This is a genomic window from Sphingomonas sp. SORGH_AS_0950, assembly GCF_030818415.1.
Lineage (GTDB): Bacteria > Pseudomonadota > Alphaproteobacteria > Sphingomonadales > Sphingomonadaceae > Sphingomonas.
On sequence record NZ_JAUTAE010000003.1, the window covers coordinates 100,538 to 119,757 of the forward strand.

The following is a 19,220-nucleotide window of genomic DNA, read 5'->3' on the forward strand; positions in this document are numbered from 1 at the left end:
GCTAGCTTCAATCCCGGCTGCTGCGCCAGTAGCCTGTGCTAAACGACGGCGACCCGTCCGCCCAGCCCGACCGCTGCCACATGCGATCGAAGGCGTCGTGCAACGCGTCGCCGACCGAACCATCGAGCGTGTCGACCAGCACGAACGGCATAGCAAATCCGGGCACCCGCATCTTTCTCCCGCCCGGCTGCGCGCGCGACAGCTCGACATCCTCGGTACCGTCAAACGCGATCGACAGGAGCGTCGGCCCGACCAGCCCGAGTTCGGCGAGCGCGGCGCCGAGTCGGGCGAACGCGCCGACTATCATCGCTTCCAACAACAAGCCATCGATCACGATCTCGGGATCAATGTCCAGCCGCTCGCCGATCATCGCCTCGATCTCGATAGCGCCGGGCCGGACAAGTCGCGTCCGCCAGCGTGCCTCCGGATTGTGGTGGCCGACATCACGACCAGGTTCGATGCTCCACCATTGATCACCGTCGGTGCCGGTTTCAACCCGCACATTCGCGTCGGGCGGGAAGAGCAGCTGGGCCTTGGCGACCTGCCCCGCGTCAAGCCGGCGCCCCTCAAGCGCGCTAAAGGGGACGGCGCGGAGCATCACGCAGGGCCGGCTCACGAGCCCTGGAACTCGGCCCATTCCGCGATGCTGCGCCATCTCGTTCAGGATGTCGCCAGCGCGCGCAACCAGCGCATCGCGCTGCGCACCGGCGTCCGCCGCATCGCCGGCCGTAACCCGAATACGATCGCGAGCAACGCGTTCGAACGCGTCGACCGCATCGACCAGCGCCGTCGCCCCCGCATCCATCTTGCCGATGGCCTCGACCGTGGCAGGCTGGGTTCCCTGCGCCCGGTCGCGGCCGGTGAGCGGGGTCATCATCCCCTGCATCGTGTCGCTCATGTAAAGATGCGCGTGCATCAGACCGTCCAGCGCGTCGGCCGCACGGCGGACCTCGGCGAAGGCCGCCTGGATGACGTCATCGTGGAATTCGTACCGCGCGCCGATCCAGTCTTCGGCAATCTCGTACACCGGATTGAGATTGTCGCGGCGCAAGGGCCCGCGAAAGCTTGTATCGCGCAGGAACCTGAGATGAGCCGGCGTTATCAATTCGCGGAAGCGGGCGAACAGGGCGACATCCTCGGGATGCGGTTCGACCGGTCGGTCCGGCACCTTCGCAGCGCGCAGCGCGGTGTCCACGAGGATTGCGCGCAACGCGACGACCAGCTTTCCCGCCAGATCCTCTCTGGCGGCGCGACGCGCCACCTCGTCGGCGTCCTCGGGACAATTGAAAAAGATCGGCCGCCGAAAATGCTGCAGGTCGAACGGCAGCGGGTGCTCGTCGGGGTGACCGTGCGCGACGTTCATCACCGATATGAGCGCGCGCCAAGTCAGCGACTTCATCGCATAGCCATGCTCGATCAGCACATTGGGGTTGGGCATGCGGCGACCGTCGACGCGTTCGGCGACATAGGTCAGGTCGGACAGAAAGGCCGTGGCGCCATCGACTTTGGCGAAGATCGTGTCGACCAAGGGCGGCTGGCCGGGCACGTTGGCGGTATCGCGATCGATCTCGAGCCGGTCGGCGGGGTCGATCTGAGCATCGGCCTCGAGCGTGGCGATCGCCGCTTCGAGCGCGCGCTGGATGAGGTTGCGCCCGGTGCGCGGCGCGCGATCGAGCTGCCAGGAAAAGAAGATATGGCTTGGCATGTTGCACACAACATATCAACGCGAGACCGAATTGCGCGACTCTTGTGGGATCAGTAGGCTCAGCGACGTAGCTTCGCGGCCGCCTTCTCGATAGTTTTCCCCAATGCTAAGCGGCCGGTTTGTACTACCCAAATGGCGAGTTTCAGCGAAAGCCGACGCTCGCATCACCGACGCTGAATGTCGTGAGTTGGTCGCCAGCGGCCGCAAGCGGGAAGACCCACTTTCGGTCATGCAAGGTCGCGTGTTGGCTCCCAACTTCGGCCATACGTTTAGGTGTGCTTGTAGATCACGTGGGGGTGGAGGTGCGATCAATTGCTCGAAGCTGCTCACGAAGCCCCCACGACGAATGGACGGCTTTGGCGCGTTCATCTCGAGGACGGTGACGAAAGATAGCTCGTCTACGCGATCGTCGCCCCTCCCACGACCGGCGTATGGGAAGACCGTTACGCAACCCGGTGCCGGAAGGCCTGACAGTCGTGGCCCAAAGGGCCGTAGTCGGTCTAGATTCGGGATGCGGTGCCGTTCGCAAATCTATGTTTACGAGCATGAATATTCCGTTACAATCGGAATAGAAAAGCGGAGCCCGAGTGACGGTTATTTCTTTATTTGGCCGGCCCGGAGCTGGAAAATCGACCGTCGCCCGTAGCTTGGCGGAGCGGCACGGGTTCTTGCAGTTACCGCTCGGCGACATGCTCAAAGACCCGGCGACGCTGGCGAACATCGGCATCGATCCCGATGCAATGCAGGCCGCGATTGCGAGTGGCCGCACGATTACCAGTGAAAAGCTTTACCCTTGGCTGGATCAACGAATCCACGCCGCTACCGCCCTGATAGTTGATGGTTACCCTCGCGCAGCAAATTCTCTTGCGCCGTATGCGGCCTTAGTTGACTCGCTTCCAATCGAGCGAAGTGTCTTTGCGCTCTATCTTGAGTGCTCCACGGCGATCACGCACCCCCGCCTTGCGGCGCGGGGACGGTCGGATGACGACGGCCGTATCACAAGTCGCGATCTAGAGTTCCAGACAGTGCAACTGCCTCTACTGGATCACCTTCCCCCCGCAGTGACGCTGATAAGGATCGATGCGGCACGCGATACCGAGACCATCCTGGCCGATGTGGAAGCAGCGCTTGGACTTAACCGGACAGGTGCGAATCAAGGATGACGCGCGTGCCGCCCCGCAGGAGGCCCGCATCGCGAGAGGCGTCACACGTCATCGAGATGATGCTTGGATCAGATGATCCCGCGCAGGTCAAGACGGGGCTGCAGCGAGCCTGCGAGATATTCGAAGGCGGACAAGCGTTCACCGATCCGACGTTTCTAAAGATCGGCCTCGCGGCCCATCTGTCGTCGCGCGATCTTAAGGTCCGACGATGGGCCTACAAGCTTGCAGCTCTGCTGCGGGACACCGGCCAGATCGGCGCTTTGGAAACCGCCCTGCTTGGAGGGGAAACCGATCTAGAAAACCGCGGCTGGGCTTCCGCCGCTTTCAATGGCGTCGCGGATGAGGATCGCAGAACTAAGCTCAACCTTCAGCTCGAGGACTACCGCGGGACTTCGCTGGAACTGGCTGCCAAGCTCTACGCGCGAGGCGAGCCAGCGAGAGACGACCTCAACATCTCCGCTTGGCAAAAGCACGCTATCACCCGCAAATGGCTTTGCCTTCTATGCGGCTATGCCAAGGACAACGCGCGCACAATCGACCAGCGGTACGCTGACCTTGATCTCGTGCGGAACTGCGCGTTCGACGATGATCGCGAGAACGTTGAATACAGCGTCTGGGCCGAGCATCGCCACCCCGCAGGTTCGTTCGGAAGCCTGCTGCGCACGCCACAGGACCTCTTAGACTATCCCAATGTACGTCGGTGGGTTTACCGGTTGATCACCAAGACGGCGGACGCGGCTCAACATCATCTTGACCTCCTCACCGCAATGATGAACGCCGCCAACGAGCCCTCGGACCTCGCGCGTGAGGGCCTCGCGCTGGGGCTGGCCACCATTGCGCTCGAAGATCGGCGCATGGAAACGATCGATTGGTATTCGACCGAAGCTAGCCCGCGAGTGAAGATCGCACTCGTCGACCACCTAGCATTGCTCGCGAACACGCTCGACGACGCGGTGGCGCGCGACGTGCTAACCGCCGACTATAGCCGCTACGGGCCAGACGATATTATCGGCGCCAAGATATTTTCAGTTGCAAAGCCGGACTGGAGATTAGCCGAAGTTGCAGTCCGCGCCCCGCTGCCCCGTCTCTTGATCGAGGGGCCAGCAAACCTCTTCGACAGCGTGAACGCGCAGGGCGGCGGCAACACCTTCATATACGTAGCGAAGCAGGAGATCTACATGGGTAACAAGATAGAACAGTCTGGGAGCGGCAATGTAATTAGCGGCAACGTACTGGGGGACGCCATCCAGTCGACCATTAATACGCTGAATCAGCAGCCCGACCAGAACATCAAGGAGCTCACCCCTCTCGTCGAAACGTTCCTGCGCGCTCTCGCAGCCAGTGACGTTGACCAAGGCGACAAGGAACTGGCCGTCAAGGCCGCGGAGGACGCGGCTAAAGCAACAGGCGACGAAAGGAAGGGTAAGTGGCAAACGCTCAAGGGAGTGGTCAGGGGCATGCTCCAGCTACCCGGCATGGCAGCGGGAGCGATCGAAGGCGGGGAGAAGCTGGTCGCTGCCATCCAGCACGTCGTCTGATGACGCGGCCACTGCGCATTTATCTCTCGGGGAGCATCCGCAAGGGGGCGCAGGACCCGCGCTCGCCTGATCACTTCTGGTCGCACGACGACGAAGAAGCGATCAGGTCCGGTGTCGGTTCACCTGTGGAGCTGCTGAACCCTGCCAAAACGGACATCAGGAGGCAGGACTTCGGTCTCAACTTTGGATGCGATCTGCACCTCGTTTCAATCAGCGATGTAATGCTGGTCGACGCGCGGCGAGCGAAAGGTATCGGCATCGGCGCCGAGATGATGTTCGCCGCCCAGCGCGGCATACCCATAATTACCTGGGCTCCATGGGAGACGCACTACCGCCGATCGTCAGTGCCCGACGTCTTCGGAGAGGACCTGACTGATTGGATCCACCCGTTTGTCTTTGGGCTCTCCGACCATGTGGTAGACGAACTTGAGTGCGCGATCGACATCATACGTGGTCTGGCTCGCAGCGAACCCATCTCGAAGACCGTGGCAATCGGTGAGCAAATCGACCGCTACCGCCGGAGCATCGGCTTCGTCACGGGCGAGTCAGACGAGCGGTTCGTCCATGTGGGCGGCGGCGTGTTCCAAGACCTGCTAGGTGGCGGCGCGGAGACCGAGATGGTCGACGGAATGCTGCGGCAGCGCTTTATGGACGTACTCTATTTGCCAACTGACACGGCGCACCTTCCCCATGAAGCCTTGCTTAGCGTCAATCGCTGGCGTGAGCGTCGGCTCGCCAAGAGGCCCCTACTCCACAGTTCGCGCATACGGCGCGTGGTGGCCGCCGCTATCCGGCATCTTAGCGACTCGCCGCGCGTGTTCGAAATTGGCTGTGGCAAGTTCCCTATCGCAGATGACGTGGCTTGCCAAAACTGGTGGGGCCTGGAGACGGACGAAGAGGCAGTGCGGCACTTGGCCGGTCGCGGACTCCACGCCGTGACCTCACCCGATCAAATTCGACCCGGATATTTGGACGCCGACATCGCCGTCGCGCTGTTCTCCATGCAGTTCGCCATCGACAACACCGAGCTGGGGCTGCTCTCCAAGCTGCCGGCGGACGCGCTCGTCGCCTTCAACCTGCCGACGCGCAGTGACGAGCTCGTCGAGCTGCGGCTGCGGCAGTTCGCTGAACTCGGCTTCTCAACAAGCATCCTCAATCTTCATCCCACCGGAGCGCGAGACATCTTCGTGCTGGCCGGGCGACCCGCAGCGGCGGCTCGCCTACACGTGGCTCGCGTCGCTGCCTTAGACGCGGCGCTCATCGAATGGCCGTCAGCCGGGCCAGAGCTAGGGTGGGCCGAACTCGCGCCCCCTATCGCGCATCGCAAGAACGTGCGATAGTGTCTGCATGGGCTACTTTGGAGGCAAGGGGAACTGTTGTTCGCGCGTGATCGGCGCAATGCCGTCTCACCGCGTTTACATTGAAACCCACCTCGGTGGTGGAGCCGTGATGCGCGCCAAGCGGCCCAGTGAGCGGCAGATAGGCATCGACGCCGACCGCCGCGTTGTTGACACTTGGCAAAGCGCATGCCCACCTTGCGAGGTGGTTCACGGCGACGCTATCGCTTTCCTGCGCGACTTCACGTTCAGCGGCGATGAGCTGGTCTATGCGGACCCGCCGTACCCATTAGAAACCCGCAAAACCCGCAACCGCTATCGCTACGACTACGACGATTCAGATCATGCCGAACTGCTTGACGTCTTGCTCGGCCTCCCTTGCAAGGTGCTAGTATCGGGGCAGCCGACCCGGTTATACCAGGAGCGCCTCGCCGGGTGGCGGCAGATCGAATTCCGCGCAGGCGCTCGCTCCGGCGGAAGGACGGAGACGCTCTGGGCTAACTACCCTGACACTCTCTCGCTGCACGAGCCGACGCGAGCGGGCGCCGACTTCCGCGAGCGCGAACGGTCCAAGCGCCGCGTTGCAACTGTTTGCCGCAAGGTCGAACGGCTCACCGCCCCCGAACGCAGCGTCTTTGTCCAGTGGCTCGCCAGCAGCTACCCCGGACATGTGCCCGGCACCGGGGAGGGGGCCGAATGACCTCCGTCCCTGGCTTCTGGGATCTGATGGAGCGAGCGGGCTTTACTCGCGGCGGTGGTCCAACCGATGGCATGATCACGTTTAAGCCGCAGCAGCCGCGCGACACAGGTATCGGCCGTTACGCATTTCTATTTGACCGCACGCGCTTCCCGCTCGCGATTGAGGGCGTGTTCAAGAGTGGCACGGCGCCCGTACTCATGTTTGTGGACGCCAGCGGGGCGGGACTAGATGACGAAGCTGCCGTTGACTGCCACAGATTGGCGTGGAACGTCGGTCTGGCGCCCTTACTGTGGGTGAGCCTGCCAGACAGGGTTCTGATCCTAGACAGCTACCGTCGGCCATCTGGGCGATTGGCCGACGTGCAGCTCGCCGAGTTTTCGCTTGCTCACCGCAGCGGCGTCGAGCAGCTCGTCACTACTTGCGGGCGGCTGGCTTTTGATACGGGCGCCTTCTGGGCCTCGGACTTCGCGCGACGCATTGACCGCCATCACCGGGTAGACGCCGTGCTGCTCCGCGAACTTACGGCGGTGGAGCTGACGCTAACACGGGGCGGATTGACCGCGCTCATGGCGCAAAAGTTGATCGGGCGTACGATTTTTTCGCAGTACTTGATTGATCGCGGCGTGCTCGGCGTTGATCTTCTGCGGCGCCTCTTTGGGTACGAAAGGCTCAGCGACACCCTACGCTCCACTGATACCGCCCCGCGACTCTTTGAGTGGTTGCGCATGACCTTCAACGGCGATTTATTTCCACCAAACGTTGTCGACGAGCGCTCGCTTATCAAGAGCCAACACCTCGCAACTCTCGCCGACTTCCTTGATGGCCATGAGGCCGCGACCGGGCAGATGAGCGCATTTCCGTTCCGTTTCGACTTTATTCCGGTCGAACTAGTTTCTTCAATTTACGAGCAGTTCGCTCACACCGTCGCAGGGACCTCCGCTGCGATGCAAGGTCTGCACTACACCCCGGTTAACCTCGTGGACCTTACACTCGATCAAGTGATGGAGGGCGTCACTGGACATGCAAAAGTGCTCGACCCGGCGTGCGGTTCGGGGGTTTTTCTTGTAGAGGCCATGCGACGCCTAGTCTGGCTGCGCACGCGCAACGAGCCTAACACCCGCGAACTAGTGCGCGACGTGCTCCGCAACCAAATATTCGGCGTCGACATCAACGCTGGCGCGCTGCAGGTCGCCGCTTTTAGCCTTTACCTGGCCGCTCTAGAGCTGGATCCTGACCTAGACTCCTGCGATCTCGAGTGGCTCAAGTTCGACCACCTTATCGGCCGCAACCTGCTTCAGACTAGTTTCTTCGATGCCTCGTTCGATGGTCGGACGTTCGACGTCGTAGTGGGGAACCCTCCTTGGACATATGGAGGGGCCGCCTCAGACGATGGTGCGAAGCCGGGACAGGCCAAGGTCGTTCAACCCAGGCGATCGCCCGACTGGGCCTTCCTGTGGCAAGCGCGCCGCCATGCGGCGTCAGGCGCCCGCATGGCGCTGCTGATGAAGGCCACACCCTTCTTTAGTAAGGACCGGCTCGCCGGTGAGGCCCGGCGGCTGCTGTTTTCCACGTTCCGCGATGCCAAGCTGGTCAACTTTTCGCAGATGAGGGGCGAGGGGCTTTTTCCGTCACTTATCGGGCGGCCTGGGAGCCGGAAGCCCAACGCCGGCCCTGCACTCCTCTTCTGCGGCACGCTGGGCGCGCCCACAGAGGGCGCGGTATTGGAGACCGCCAACGTGAGGTGGAACCCGAACTTCCGTCGCAACGGGGTGTTGGACTTATCAAGCGACGATTTTCACAATTCGCCGCTTCCAGCTGTCGTTGGAGACCCGGTGCTACTTAAAGCTGCCGTGTTCGGCAATGCGCGCGAGTACCAAGTTGTTGAGACAATCCAAGGCTCGCCCGCCCTAACCCGGTTGGGAGCATGGTGCCACACCAACGGCCTGCGGATGGAGCAGGGCTTACAAGTCGGCGGAGGTAGCAAAGGCAACACTGCAAGCCTCACAGGCCTCCCTTTCCTTGATCCAGCTGGTTACCGCCCGTTGAGGATCAACACGCGCCGATTGCCCCGCTTTAAACTGGAACACGCGCACCGCCCGCGAGAGCGTGCAGCTTACTGCGCACCGCTGGTCCTATGCCCCGAAGCAGGCTTCGCAGGCGCCCTGCAGCGCGGCCGCTACTCCGCTGCGGTTGTGTCCGAAGACACCATCTTCACCGACTCCTTTGTTGGAATCTCATTCGCGGGTCATGACCCGCAGCTCGCCGACGCGCTATCGATCGTGCTGAACTCGCGGACGGTTGCGTTCTTGCTGACCATGGGCGGATCGAACACCGGCCTGAAGCAACCCAAGATCGAGAAAATTGATCTGGAGATGCTGGCATTTCCAGATCTCTCCATTCTCTCGCCGCGCGAACGGAACAGACTGAGCCGGCTGCACCAAGCGCTCGGCGAGCGTTCGGCAACCGCTGCGTTGGACATGGCCGACGAGATTGTCATGGAGTTATACAATCTGGACGGGCATGATCGTCCAATTGTTCAAGACGCACTTGCGCGAACTCGGCCAATCCTGCTGGACTCTCGTGAGGAGCGCCAGAAGGAGGTCGACAAAATCACGCCTAGGCTGCTGCACGACTACGGTTGCGAAGTCGCGCACTGGCTAGACACCGTTCTCAGGATCGCGAGTTCTGCGCGAGCGGTGGCGACACGGGCCGTCCGAGTCTCTGCGGATATGGTCGCACTCAAGTTTGAAGTGCAGGAAGGACCGCCACGACCAACGGAGGGGCTGAGTATTCAAGATCCCGATCTTTTTGAGATCGGAATTTTTTCCGACGAGATGGAAAGGCTACCGAGATTTCGAACCGGGCGTAGTGTCCGTGTCTACGCGGGTACTGCGGTCTATGTAGTGAAGCCTGACGAGCGCCGGAATTGGACGAGTTCAACTGCCCAGGTAGACTTTCTCTGCATACTCGACGACATCCGGTCGAATCGTGTGCGCATTCCAGGCATATCTGGTGCGCCACCTTCGCGAACCCATAAAGACGCCCTGGTTCTCAATTGAGCAGATCGACTTAATAAGTGGAGAAATTTCTAATTTTGGACAAGATTATTTTTAGAAATTGTTCAAAGACTTGCGTACACCATAGTGGCACCGAGCGATTGTTATGTAACGATTCTTGTGAGCAAGCTGAACCAAGGCTCACTTGCACGCTTAAATTTGCGGAGGGGCGATCTGCCGCTTTCTAATAGGAGGTGGCTCCCTGGCCCCAACCCTAGTTGAACGGATGGCGGCTTACTGAAACGGCTGTCCGAAAGCGGACTACCTGCTTCCTACCATCGGTGGGCGTCCAAGCCCCTGACGTGCCGTCTGTACGAGCGTCCGCTTTGTCGCGATCGGCGCCGGAAAGCGGACAGGCCGGTTACCACCAGGAATGCCGGAGGGCGGGAGGCACGCTACGAAGTGACCGTGTCGGACCGTTTGGGCATGTACTTGTAAACGGTGCCCCGCGAGATGCCGAGTTGCCGTGCGATGTGTGCCGGTTTCATGCCATCCGTTATGAGACTTCGCACGGCATCTGGATCGATCCTCGCCTTGCCGCCCTTATAGACGCCCCTCGCCTTCGCCGCTTCGATTCCTTCTGCCTGCCGCTCTCGTCGAAGGTTCGTCTCAAATTCGGCAAACACGCCTAGCATATCGAGAAAGGCTTTGCCTGCCGCCGTGGTGGTATCTATCGGTTGCTCGGTCGCCTTGATCTCGACCCCCCTCCCCTTCAGCTCATGCACTATATCCTGAAGGTCTTTCATCGACCGGGCCAACCGATCGATGCGAGTGACGACCAATGTGTCGCCCTCGCGTAAAAAATCGAGCAAGATCTGTAGCTCGGGCCGGGCGCCTCGCTCGGTGCCCGACTTTTTCTCGTACCGGATCGTTTGGCAGCCGGCGGCCTTCAGGGCAGCAATCTGGATGGCGAGATTCTGACCGACGGTTGATACGCGGGCATAGCCAAAAAGCGACACTGAGATCTCCACTGTTCAGGCAGGCTCTAGACCGTGGGTGCGGAGTGTTCAATATCTCTGCAAACGGCCCTGATTGAACGCTAGGCCTGTCCAGCGATGTGCGGTCACACAGGGTATACCTAAAATGACGTGCAAAACAAGTTTGGACCTGCTGTGAGGTGGTACCACTTGTCGCCTCGGGTGTGCACCTGTATGTTCGGCATCAATTTGTATAGCTAAGAGGTCAGCGCCATGAATGCCCATAACGGCCGGCTCGTAAGTGGCGGGCGATTACAGCTGCCATCCGACATTCGGCGGGAGCTCGGCCTGGCTGATGGCGATCAGGTTGTCATGCGTGTAATTGACGGAGAACTGCACGTCCGTCCCCGGCGAGATGTGCTGAAGCGAATTCAGGCGATGCTACGGCCTTATGCTTCGGCCGACGGCCTTGTCTCCGACGAACTTATTTCTGATCGGCGGGCTGAGTCTGCCCGTGACTGACAAGCCAGTCATTCTTGACGCCTCTGCAATCCTTGCGGCGTTCTTCGATGAGCCTGGCGCAGACAGCATTGCGGAGCAGATGAGTGGCGCCCTGCTGAGTGCCGTTAACTACGCGGAGGTTGTCGGTAAGCTAGTCGACCGCGGGACACCTCGTGATCAAATCCTGGAAATTATGGCGCAGCTCGACGTCGACGTAATTCCGGTTGATCGCGATCAAGCCACCATCGTGGGCTTGCTAAGGTCTGAGACCCGTTCGGCAGGACTATCGCTCGGCGATCGGAGCTGCCTTGCGCTTGCGATAAGCCGTGGGGGCGTTGCGCTCACGACGGACCGGGCATGGGCGGCACTGCAATTAGAGGTCGAAGTCAACATAATCCGTTAAATCATTCGAAGGCACTACGTAGCTGCATCGCTGGTAGTGGCAGCATGTCTTGCCCCGTTTGGGCGCGCGTTCGGTGCTATCGGTAGCGAGATCGGTAAGATCGACGGTGCCTGAACAGGCTGTTGGGCGCCCTGCCCTAGATGGTTGCAATACGCAGTTCAGCCTCCAGAAGCGGTAGCGCGCTGAACCTTTCTATTTTCCACGTGAGGACGACTTCGTTTGGCTAAAGGCTATGAATTATTCGCGGCAATTGGCGTCGGTCGATTTTGAAGGTGGATACCGTTTGCGGAGACACAGCGGCGGTACAGAAGCCAACCGTCTCCGGGCCATCGATATGGCCCCGTGGCGTCGATAATCCGCGCGCGTCCGTGCTGACTGACCGAGAAGCTCTCAGGGCGGTCGCATGTTTACCCTGTCAACCGCCGATCAGGCCTAGGCTATTACGGCCATACCCATAGTAGCCACTCTCGGAACTCCTGGCTACGCTTGATGTCGCCCGAGCCTATGTAGCCTAGCTGAGCGGTCCGACCCTAATGAGCCTAGATGGGAAAGATGTCCTGTCTGTCGGTCGGTCCGGAGGGGCGGCGCTCGCACATCGACTGAACGATGTTCTCCCATCCGGTCGCGGGCCTATACCTCGCAGGGAGGGTGAGCGAGGGAGGCCGTGTTTGCGAAATGGACATGTCAGCAAAGTGAACAAGTGAGCGTGGGCCGGATCGCCCCCTCCCCTAGCGATGCAACGGCTTCGGCCGGTGTACTACGCCGTCCGATCGATCGACCAGCCAGGCATTCTGTTCGTTCTATCCGAGCTGGGCGAAAGCGACCCGCGTCTGGTGCTCTTGCCCACGTCACGCGGCGCTTTTGAACGCCCTAGGTGTTCAGTCCCGGCATCTGGTGGATCGGGTTGACGATGAACCGGTCTGGCTCTGACGTCCAGATTTTGGCGATGTATTCGTAGGGTGTGAGCCCGCTGAGCGTCTTGAGCCGTCGGGCGAAGTTGTAGGCGGCCATGAAGTCGGCGAGGTGCGTCCGGAGCTGGTCGTGGCTCTCGTAATGGAAGCGTTTGACGGTCGCCTCCTTGATGGTCCGGTTCATCCGCTCGACTTGTCCGTTGGTCCACGGATGGTTCGGTTTGGTGAGCCGGTGCTCGATATCGTTTGCCTCGCAGATCATGTCGAAGCGCATTTGGCGGGACCAGGCGGTGTTGCGGTTGCGGGGCTGCTCGGCGAACTGGATGCCATTGTCGGTCAGGATAGTGTGGATGCGGTACGGCACGGCTTTCAGCAGATGTTCGAGGAACTCCCACGCTGTGCGTCTGTCAGCCTTGTCGACCAGTTGAGTGACCGCGAACTTGCTGGTGCGGTCTATGCCGACGAACAGGTAGAGCTTGCCTTCGGCAGTCTGCACTTCGGCAATATCGATGTGGAAGAAGCCGATCGGGTAGCGTTTGAAGCGTTGCCGCTTCGGTTTGTCGCCTTCGATGTCCGGCAGCCGGGAGATCCCGTGCCGCTGGAGGCATCGGTGCAGCGCTGAGCGCGTCAGATGCGGGAGTGACGGTTGCAGGGCGTAGAGGCAGTCATCCAGCGGCAGCAGGGTGTGACGTCGAAACGCCACAACCATCGCCTCTTCGGCCTCGGACAAGGTTGTCGAATGAGGGGCCTTCGGCCCGGTCTTCAGGTCCTCGACGGTCGCCCGCTTACGCCACTTCGCGACCGTCTTTGGGTTGATCCCCAACTCACGGCTTAGCGTCGCGAGCGAAGCTTGCGATCGCTGTATTGCTGCTCGGACGGCGTGCGTGGTCGTGGCGCACCCATGACGTACCTGTCCCATACGGCATCCTTCCATTCCAACGAAAGGATCGCACCATCAAACCGTGGGATCAAACACCTAGGCATGGGATCGCGTCGCGAAACGTGAAGTTTGAGGGTATCCCATCCTCCAGCATAGGGAGCGGTTCCTGGCGAAAGGGACCCGGCCAATCGAAGCCGTCGATCAAAGTCCGCCAAGTGGGGCTCTGCGCGATGAAACATTTCGGTGGTGAATATGTTCGCACCGGCGACATGTAGTAAAAGTGGACATGTCTGCGACGTGGACATGTGACAGGAGTGAGCATGTGTTCCTCTCTATGGTTGCGGGGCAGGCCACCTATCCGTCGGAACGGATCGATGATTGTCGCGCGGAAGCCCCATGCCTGGGACATGGAGGGACTTGCTCGATAACCATGCTCACATGCTCACATGCTCACATTCCCCGTCTGCGCACACCGGTCGCAAGCGAACATGTTCACATGGGCGACCTGCTCACATCGGCTACAGGCGCACATGTCCACTTTGAGGCATGTTCACGAAGCTCACGTGTGAACGACATGAGCAGGTGAACATGTGGTAGGTGTTCTTTCTGGGCGCAAGCGAACCTCCATCACTTAGCCTCCGTCATTGCGGTCGGCGATGGCCGTCCGTGCTGAGGATCGGTTAGGCGCAACCCCGAAACGCGCGGAGGCGGTTCTCGGGCGAAAACCTTCGAAGCCCCGTTCTTGCGGCGTTGCTACGCCGGGCGGGTAGAGGAACCATATCCTGGATAATCAAACCTTCAACCTGTTGCACATGTGCACAAATGAGCATGTGCCCGAAGCGGACATGAGAACATAAAACACTTGTCCTCAACTATGCCTTGTGCCACGAGCGTTACATGGTCGCAGCGTGAGCATGTGAGGCAGGCTCACGACCGCCGCAGCGCTAGGAGATGGCAGATGCCGGTAATCACGATGCTCTCCCCGAAGGGAGGGGTCGGCAAAACGACGACGGCCCTCATATTGGCGACAGAACTCGCCGCTCGTGGGTCGACTGTAGTCATGATCGATGCTGATCCGAATTTCCCGCTGACACGGTGGGCGCAGAAAGACGGTCGGCCATCGAACATAGAGGTCATCCCACAGATCGACGAGGACGAGATTATCGGGACGATCGACGACGCCCGGAAGCAGGCCGACTACGTCATCGTGGACCTGGAAGGGAAGGCGAGCGCCCGGGCGACAAACGCGCTAATGATGTCGCATTTGGCGCTTGTTCCAATCCAGGGATCCGAACTCGACGCGGTCGAAGCCGCGCGGGCGTTCAAAGTCGTTCGGAACGCCGGAACGGCGCGGCAGCGTCCGTTGCCGTTCGCCGCAGTCCTTACCCGGACCCCAGCCTCCGTGCGCCTTTGGCCGCGCGATCTGAAAGCTGTTGTAGCCAATTTGGAGGGTGCCGGTATCCCTATGATCCCCACGGCGCTTGCCGAACGCGGTGCCTTCAGAGGCCTCTTCAGCATAGGCGGCACCCTGCACGAAATGACTGCGGCCGACGTCGGATCACTCGATAGCGCCCGGCAAAACGCGACCGCATTTGCCTACGACGTGCTCAGCATGCTGAAGGAAGGATTGTCGGCATGACCGAGAAACCAACCCCCCCATCTCGTCGATCGATCACGAGCTTCGCCGACGAAGACGACATCCCGCTTCCGACCCCAGCGCAGCTTGCTGCGGCGAAGGAGGCAGGGGAGGGGCTAGGCTTCCGTTCCGAGAAGCCATCGGCGCCGGCTCCGCAAACGCCACAGCGTCGTCCGCGCAAGGCGACCTACACCGACGCTATTCACGTTCGGGCTCGACCAGAGGACCGCGCGCGCTTCGAGGATTTTGTCTGGCGGAATCGGATCTCGAAGGGGGAGGCGATGACCCGTCTGTTGGACTATGCGGAGGCTGAGGAACGACGTCTTTCCAATTCTCAATAGCGCGACAAAGGCGGGCGGGGGAGGGGGCTCTCGACGAGTAAGACCACTCCCGCTCTACCCGGGGCGGGCGGCCGACTGGGAGCTGCAATAGGCAGTGGCCGACCGACGGCGTTTTCTCCAAGGGGTTCGCTATCCGAGCGTCGCTTGGTGCCGACCAGTTCCGCCGACCAGAACGACTTGCGGTGTCCTTCCCTGGCAGGGTTCGATGCCATGGCGTTCCGCATTGCCCTCGATCGGTCCGGGCGCGTTCGATCTCGTTGGGGGCACCTCCGCACTCGAGCGAAACGCGGCGCCAGCATTCCGTGGCGGCCGGTCGACGCGTCACGTCGCGCACACACCCCGAATGCCGCGAGCGAGAGCGGTGAAGTCGAACCAGACGACATAGCCGGCGCCTAAGTCTGAGCCTCGGCCATCGATGACAGATGTCTGGCTACAGCCTTCCCCCCGTGAGTTGCCAGAGCGGCCGCAATAGCGCGGGCGTCGGCGCGGTTGATCTCGGCGATCTTTATGCGATCGAGGGCAGCCAGCAAGACAGGCCGCCCAGCGTCGCGCGCCGCTTCCTCCGCAGCTTTCGCCTGCTCCTCGACGAGAGCGAGCTGCGCGAGTAGGGCTTCCCGCCGGGCGGTTATCGCGGCGAGGCTCGCCGGTTTCGCTTGAGTTCGTGGCATTCGGCATCTCCCTTCTAGATGCGGGTGACGGTAGCGGCATCCTTGGAACACAGAACCAGTAGTCCAACCGGTGCAAGGGTGGCCGTGATGCTCTCAATAGCATCGGCGATGACCAACCGTCGACTGCGAAGGTCACGTTGAAGCGGCCGCCAGAAGTAATGTGCTCGCGAATTTTTGAGTAACCTGCCAACTCATTCCCCCCACTCCGCGTTGGATTGATTTCATTCCAAATTGCTAGTTTTTTACTTGGTCATGTCTCCTTATGAGGGATGGCAGGATATGCCTCATGGCACCAATGTATACATTGGCACATGAGGCGCCGCTGCACGGGGCTCGAAGGATGATCGTCACCACGCGGATTTCCGATCAACTGGCTGAAGAGATCGACCGTGTCGCAGCGGCGAACGGCCAGACCCGTAGTGCCTGGATGGCGAACGCGCTGGCCCGCGCTGCGCTGTCGGATGAAAGCCTGGCGCTACCCGTGATGCCGGTGCAGGGGAGGGGCCATCCTGACGATCATATCCGCGTGACGATCCGGCTCTACCGAAGCGAGATCAAGAGCATCGACGCCGTTGCCGCGCCGATGGGGCTCACCCGGAACGAATGGATCAAGCGAACCTTGCGCTGGCAGCTTTGGGACAAGGCCGCGCTGCTCAGGCTCGCTCCCGCGACCCAGGCGGAGATCGGTAAGATTCGTAAACAGGTTCTCGCGATCGGGCGTAATATCAACCAAGCCGTCCATGCCATGAACGCTGCGAACCAGCCCGAAAGCTCGCTCGACATCGCCCGCATCGCCGAGCCGTTCATGGAGAAATGTGCGGAGGTTAAAGCTGTCCTCTTCGCGACGCGTCGTGTCCTTGCGGCATCGATCGGGGGTGAGATCGCCTACTGGACCGGGCGTCACGAGGCGCCGATCGAATGAGCTTTCGCTTCTCTCCTGGCACCATGGACTCCATGGCGGGCGTGTTCGCTCCGCCCAAGAAGTATCGCCTTGGCGCCGGGGGAGGGAGCCCGAAGGCACCGAAGGCGGGTGGCACGATCCTCGGATTTGCCGTCGCCTCGATGTTCCCGAAGCCGGCAGCGTCGGGTGGCACTTCGCGCCCGAGCTATCAGGCAAAGGCGGCGTTTGGTGGTGGCCCGCAAGTGCGCATGAGCGGCCGCGCCGTCATGACCGCCGAACGCACGGCGCGTCGCGTTCCGGAGGCTGTCGTACGGGTCACAGGTCGCCAGCACGGGGGCGGCCACGTCCTCGCCAACTTCGCCTACATCAGTCGACTTGGTCATGCCGACGGCAAGGAGCTGGGCCTCGAAACGAGCGAAGGCGATGTGCTGCGCGATGGCCGGGACTTGCAGGAGCTCGCCAAGGAATGGCACGATTACGAGATGGATGGTGATGCCCGAAGGAAGGGGGCAACCTCGATCTCCATGATCCTCTCGATGCCGACCGGCACCGATCCCGAGCGACTGAAGAGCGCCGCCCTCGACTTCGCACGCGAGGAGTTTGCGAACCGCTCGTGGGTCGCATCGCTCCATACCGATCGCGACCACCCGCACGTCCACCTGACCATCGCGCGGCGCGATCATGACGGCCGTCGCTTTCATCCCAATCGTGACGACCTGTTTCGTTACCGTCAGCGGTTCGCCGAAAAGCTCCGCGGCCGTGGGATCGAGGCGAACGCCACGCCTGCACGAGCGCGTGGGATCGATCCCAGGCATGAACCGATCGCCGCCATCAAGATGCGCGGGAAAGGGCTCGTCCCCCAACTCGACAAGTCACGCGCGCAGCGGGCGCAGCGGTTTCATGCGCTCAGTACGCCCGACCCGGTCAAGGCATTCCTTGCCGAGCGTCAGGCTGTGGTTCTCGCTACCTATCAGCGCTCGATCGATGAGCTTTCGGCGTCCCCATCCGCAGCGGACCAGATCGTCGCGCAAAGCCTGGCTCGCTTTGTGGAGACGATGCCCGCCCCAGAGCCGAACTGGTCTCGAGCAATGGCAGCGACCGAGGCGCTTGACCGGGATGGCCAGGACGAGCCATCGGCGGGAAGGTCCGTCGCGCGTGGCACCCGCCAGCTCGAGCAGCGCGATCGCGAGGATTCGATGGCCGAGCGGCTTCGCGCACTTAGCGATTCCCTATCCTCGCCACTCTCGAACAATGTCGTTCTCGAGCCACGCAATCCCGGCAGGGAAGATCCGGTTCGATCGAAGCCAACCTCACGGCTGGGCGAGGATCGTTCGCGAGCCGACGATCCCGGCGGTTCTGATGGCAGGGGAGGGCGTCAATCCCGTCCGCCGGGGCTCATGACAGACCGTCTTCGCGCATTATTGGATGAGAAGATCGAGCCGACGAAGCCGCTGGACGCCAACCAGGCGAACGAAACACTGCGGCAGTCCGAGGAGCGTGATCGGGAACGGCGGGAACGGGATCGACCGACCCACAGGGGAGGGCCGCGTCGATGAGTGCCAGCACCGATGAGGTCGCCATGGCTGTTCTATTGGATGCTGTTTCCCTGTTGCGTGGGGAGGTCGCAGCACTCGCACGCAGCAACGAAAGGGTCGAGGCTTCGCACCAGGAGCTGCATCGGCGCCTCGATGCGATCAACGCCGGACAGGCTGCCGTCACCGATCTCGTTCCTCTCCTCGAACTGATCGCGGCACGCATCAACGACGCCCACAGCGCGTCGCAGGAAGCTTTGGCCGGCGTGCGAGACGGCGTCGGTGACGTCCGCGGCGATCTCGCCGGCGTCGCAACCCTGATCGAAAGGCTTCTTTCGGACGCCCGCGTCGACCGGAGGCAGCACCGATCCGATCAACAGTCGACCGCGGCGCTGATCGCCTTTGCCAGATCGGCCATGCTCGGCAACCATGCTCCCCTTCCGGTGAACGTCGAGGACGATCCGCTGCTCGAGCACTATGTCCTGAACCAGCCACCCGATATGGCGTCGACTGATCGAGCGCTGGTGGACTGGCGCGCGTCGGTTGCTGCGGCCGACACCGCAGAGCTTATCGTGCTCCTGAAAAAGCAGGAAACACCATCGCCAACCGACACGCCCCATAGCCGCCTTCTAAGATATCGCCTTGCCGCCATTACCCGGGCGCAGCTCGAAGCGCGCAGCGTTCCCGCGCCAGCTCGGCCCACCACCACGCGGGCGGCGGATCGCTCGGCCGCCAGTTGCCTTGAGCGTTCCCTGGAACTTGCCGATCTATGGCGTGCAGGCGAAAGCCGCGCACTGTACGCCGAAGCGGAGCTGGCTGGCGCGATCGATCTTTTCGTGGCCGCGGAACGACTGGCAGACTCCTCTACGGAAGGTGTCTCACCACCGGAGCTGGTTGCCCTGCATCGCGAATTGGCGGATCGCATCGAGGCAGGCGATAGACCCAAAGTCGGTGTCGGTCGCACCTCCGCATGCTACGAGCCGACAGCCGCGGTCGGTCGGCATCAAAATCGCTAGATCCGTGTCTCCGCA

At 61.5% G+C, this 19,220-nt stretch carries 16 protein-coding genes; 13 read left to right on the forward strand and 3 right to left on the reverse strand.

The features are described from left to right. Window positions 1-7 precede the first annotated feature (7 nt). Window positions 8-1,705 (reverse strand): hypothetical protein, encoded by a 1,698-nt coding sequence (locus QE385_RS19540; protein WP_307105132.1) that lies wholly within the window; start codon window positions 1,703-1,705, stop codon window positions 8-10. A gap of 587 nt (window positions 1,706-2,292) precedes the next feature. Between QE385_RS19540 and QE385_RS19545 the strand changes: the two genes are divergently transcribed. From QE385_RS19545 to QE385_RS19565, 5 genes are all read left to right on the forward strand, one after another. Then, the gene (locus QE385_RS19545; protein ID WP_307105134.1) at window positions 2,293-2,868 is read left to right on the forward strand and encodes a nucleoside monophosphate kinase; all 576 of its coding nucleotides are present in this window, start codon (window positions 2,293-2,295) and stop codon (window positions 2,866-2,868) included. Next, window positions 2,865-4,406, forward strand: a complete 1,542-nt coding sequence (locus tag QE385_RS19550; RefSeq protein WP_307105135.1) for a hypothetical protein — start codon at window positions 2,865-2,867, stop codon at window positions 4,404-4,406. Before QE385_RS19545 ends, QE385_RS19550 begins: the two co-directional genes overlap by 4 nt. Then, window positions 4,406-5,746, forward strand: a complete 1,341-nt coding sequence (locus tag QE385_RS19555; RefSeq protein WP_307105137.1) for a hypothetical protein — start codon at window positions 4,406-4,408, stop codon at window positions 5,744-5,746. The genes QE385_RS19550 and QE385_RS19555 overlap by 1 nt, the downstream gene beginning before the upstream one ends. Before the next feature lie 109 nt (window positions 5,747-5,855). Then, window positions 5,856-6,443, forward strand: coding sequence for a DNA adenine methylase (locus QE385_RS19560; protein ID WP_307105139.1), 588 nt, complete (start codon window positions 5,856-5,858; stop codon window positions 6,441-6,443). Next, window positions 6,440-9,502, forward strand: coding sequence for a class I SAM-dependent DNA methyltransferase (locus QE385_RS19565; protein WP_307105141.1), 3,063 nt, complete (start codon window positions 6,440-6,442; stop codon window positions 9,500-9,502). The genes QE385_RS19560 and QE385_RS19565 overlap by 4 nt, the downstream gene beginning before the upstream one ends. Window positions 9,503-9,894: 392 nt before the next feature. Here QE385_RS19565 and QE385_RS19570 read toward each other — a convergent pair whose 3' ends face one another. Then, complete coding sequence (locus tag QE385_RS19570) at window positions 9,895-10,458, reverse strand: recombinase family protein (protein WP_307105143.1); 564 nt, start codon at window positions 10,456-10,458, stop codon at window positions 9,895-9,897. A gap of 231 nt (window positions 10,459-10,689) precedes the next feature. Between QE385_RS19570 and QE385_RS19925 the strand changes: the two genes are divergently transcribed. Both QE385_RS19925 and QE385_RS19575 read left to right on the forward strand, forming a co-directional pair. Beyond that, the gene (locus QE385_RS19925; RefSeq protein WP_373424740.1) at window positions 10,690-10,938 is read left to right on the forward strand and encodes an AbrB/MazE/SpoVT family DNA-binding domain-containing protein; all 249 of its coding nucleotides are present in this window, start codon (window positions 10,690-10,692) and stop codon (window positions 10,936-10,938) included. Further along, window positions 10,868-11,320, forward strand: coding sequence for a type II toxin-antitoxin system VapC family toxin (locus QE385_RS19575; RefSeq protein ID WP_307105146.1), 453 nt, complete (start codon window positions 10,868-10,870; stop codon window positions 11,318-11,320). The genes QE385_RS19925 and QE385_RS19575 overlap by 71 nt, the downstream gene beginning before the upstream one ends. 870 nt (window positions 11,321-12,190) lie before the next feature. On the opposite strand, the gene QE385_RS19580 is transcribed toward QE385_RS19575, so the two are convergent. Then, window positions 12,191-13,150: an IS481 family transposase gene (locus QE385_RS19580; protein WP_307105149.1), complete on the reverse strand. Its 960-nt coding sequence runs from the start codon at window positions 13,148-13,150 to the stop codon at window positions 12,191-12,193. A 919-nt stretch (window positions 13,151-14,069) separates the two neighbouring features. On the opposite strand from QE385_RS19580, the gene QE385_RS19585 reads away from it, so the two are divergent. The 6 genes from QE385_RS19585 to QE385_RS19610 all read left to right on the forward strand — a co-directional run bounded on the left by QE385_RS19585 (window position 14,070) and on the right by QE385_RS19610 (window position 19,205). After that, window positions 14,070-14,750 (forward strand): ParA family protein, encoded by a 681-nt coding sequence (locus tag QE385_RS19585; RefSeq protein WP_307105151.1) that lies wholly within the window; start codon window positions 14,070-14,072, stop codon window positions 14,748-14,750. Next, window positions 14,747-15,088: a hypothetical protein gene (locus QE385_RS19590; RefSeq protein ID WP_307105153.1), complete on the forward strand. Its 342-nt coding sequence runs from the start codon at window positions 14,747-14,749 to the stop codon at window positions 15,086-15,088. Before QE385_RS19585 ends, QE385_RS19590 begins: the two co-directional genes overlap by 4 nt. A gap of 422 nt (window positions 15,089-15,510) precedes the next feature. Next, window positions 15,511-15,696 (forward strand): hypothetical protein, encoded by a 186-nt coding sequence (locus QE385_RS19595; protein ID WP_307105155.1) that lies wholly within the window; start codon window positions 15,511-15,513, stop codon window positions 15,694-15,696. 400 nt (window positions 15,697-16,096) lie between these two features. Beyond that, window positions 16,097-16,678 carry a hypothetical protein gene (locus tag QE385_RS19600; RefSeq protein ID WP_307105157.1) on the forward strand — a complete coding sequence of 194 codons (582 nt, stop codon included), beginning with the start codon at window positions 16,097-16,099 and terminating at the stop codon, window positions 16,676-16,678. After that, complete coding sequence (locus QE385_RS19605; RefSeq protein WP_307105159.1) at window positions 16,675-18,213, forward strand: relaxase/mobilization nuclease domain-containing protein; 1,539 nt, start codon at window positions 16,675-16,677, stop codon at window positions 18,211-18,213. The genes QE385_RS19600 and QE385_RS19605 overlap by 4 nt, the downstream gene beginning before the upstream one ends. Then, entirely contained in the window at window positions 18,210-19,205 is a 996-nt protein-coding gene (locus QE385_RS19610) for a hypothetical protein (RefSeq protein WP_307105161.1), read from the forward strand. The genes QE385_RS19605 and QE385_RS19610 overlap by 4 nt, the downstream gene beginning before the upstream one ends. The last annotated feature ends 15 nt before the right edge of the window (window positions 19,206-19,220 follow it).

Coding starts and splice junctions, on each gene's coding strand:
- QE385_RS19555 (WP_307105137.1), top strand. CDS start 4,406: ATGACGCGGCCACTGCGCATTTATCTCTCGGGGAGCATCCGCAAGGGG.
- QE385_RS19590 (WP_307105153.1), top strand. CDS start 14,747: ATGACCGAGAAACCAACCCCCCCATCTCGTCGATCGATCACGAGCTTC.
- QE385_RS19605 (WP_307105159.1), top strand. CDS start 16,675: ATGAGCTTTCGCTTCTCTCCTGGCACCATGGACTCCATGGCGGGCGTG.
- QE385_RS19580 (WP_307105149.1), bottom strand. CDS start 13,150: ATGGGACAGGTACGTCATGGGTGCGCCACGACCACGCACGCCGTCCGA.
- QE385_RS19550 (WP_307105135.1), top strand. CDS start 2,865: ATGACGCGCGTGCCGCCCCGCAGGAGGCCCGCATCGCGAGAGGCGTCA.
- QE385_RS19610 (WP_307105161.1), top strand. CDS start 18,210: ATGAGTGCCAGCACCGATGAGGTCGCCATGGCTGTTCTATTGGATGCT.
- QE385_RS19925 (WP_373424740.1), top strand. CDS start 10,690: ATGAATGCCCATAACGGCCGGCTCGTAAGTGGCGGGCGATTACAGCTG.
- QE385_RS19600 (WP_307105157.1), top strand. CDS start 16,097: ATGATCGTCACCACGCGGATTTCCGATCAACTGGCTGAAGAGATCGAC.
- QE385_RS19595 (WP_307105155.1), top strand. CDS start 15,511: ATGTCTGGCTACAGCCTTCCCCCCGTGAGTTGCCAGAGCGGCCGCAAT.
- QE385_RS19575 (WP_307105146.1), top strand. CDS start 10,868: ATGCTTCGGCCGACGGCCTTGTCTCCGACGAACTTATTTCTGATCGGC.
- QE385_RS19585 (WP_307105151.1), top strand. CDS start 14,070: ATGCCGGTAATCACGATGCTCTCCCCGAAGGGAGGGGTCGGCAAAACG.
- QE385_RS19560 (WP_307105139.1), top strand. CDS start 5,856: ATGCGCGCCAAGCGGCCCAGTGAGCGGCAGATAGGCATCGACGCCGAC.
- QE385_RS19540 (WP_307105132.1), bottom strand. CDS start 1,705: ATGCCAAGCCATATCTTCTTTTCCTGGCAGCTCGATCGCGCGCCGCGC.
- QE385_RS19565 (WP_307105141.1), top strand. CDS start 6,440: ATGACCTCCGTCCCTGGCTTCTGGGATCTGATGGAGCGAGCGGGCTTT.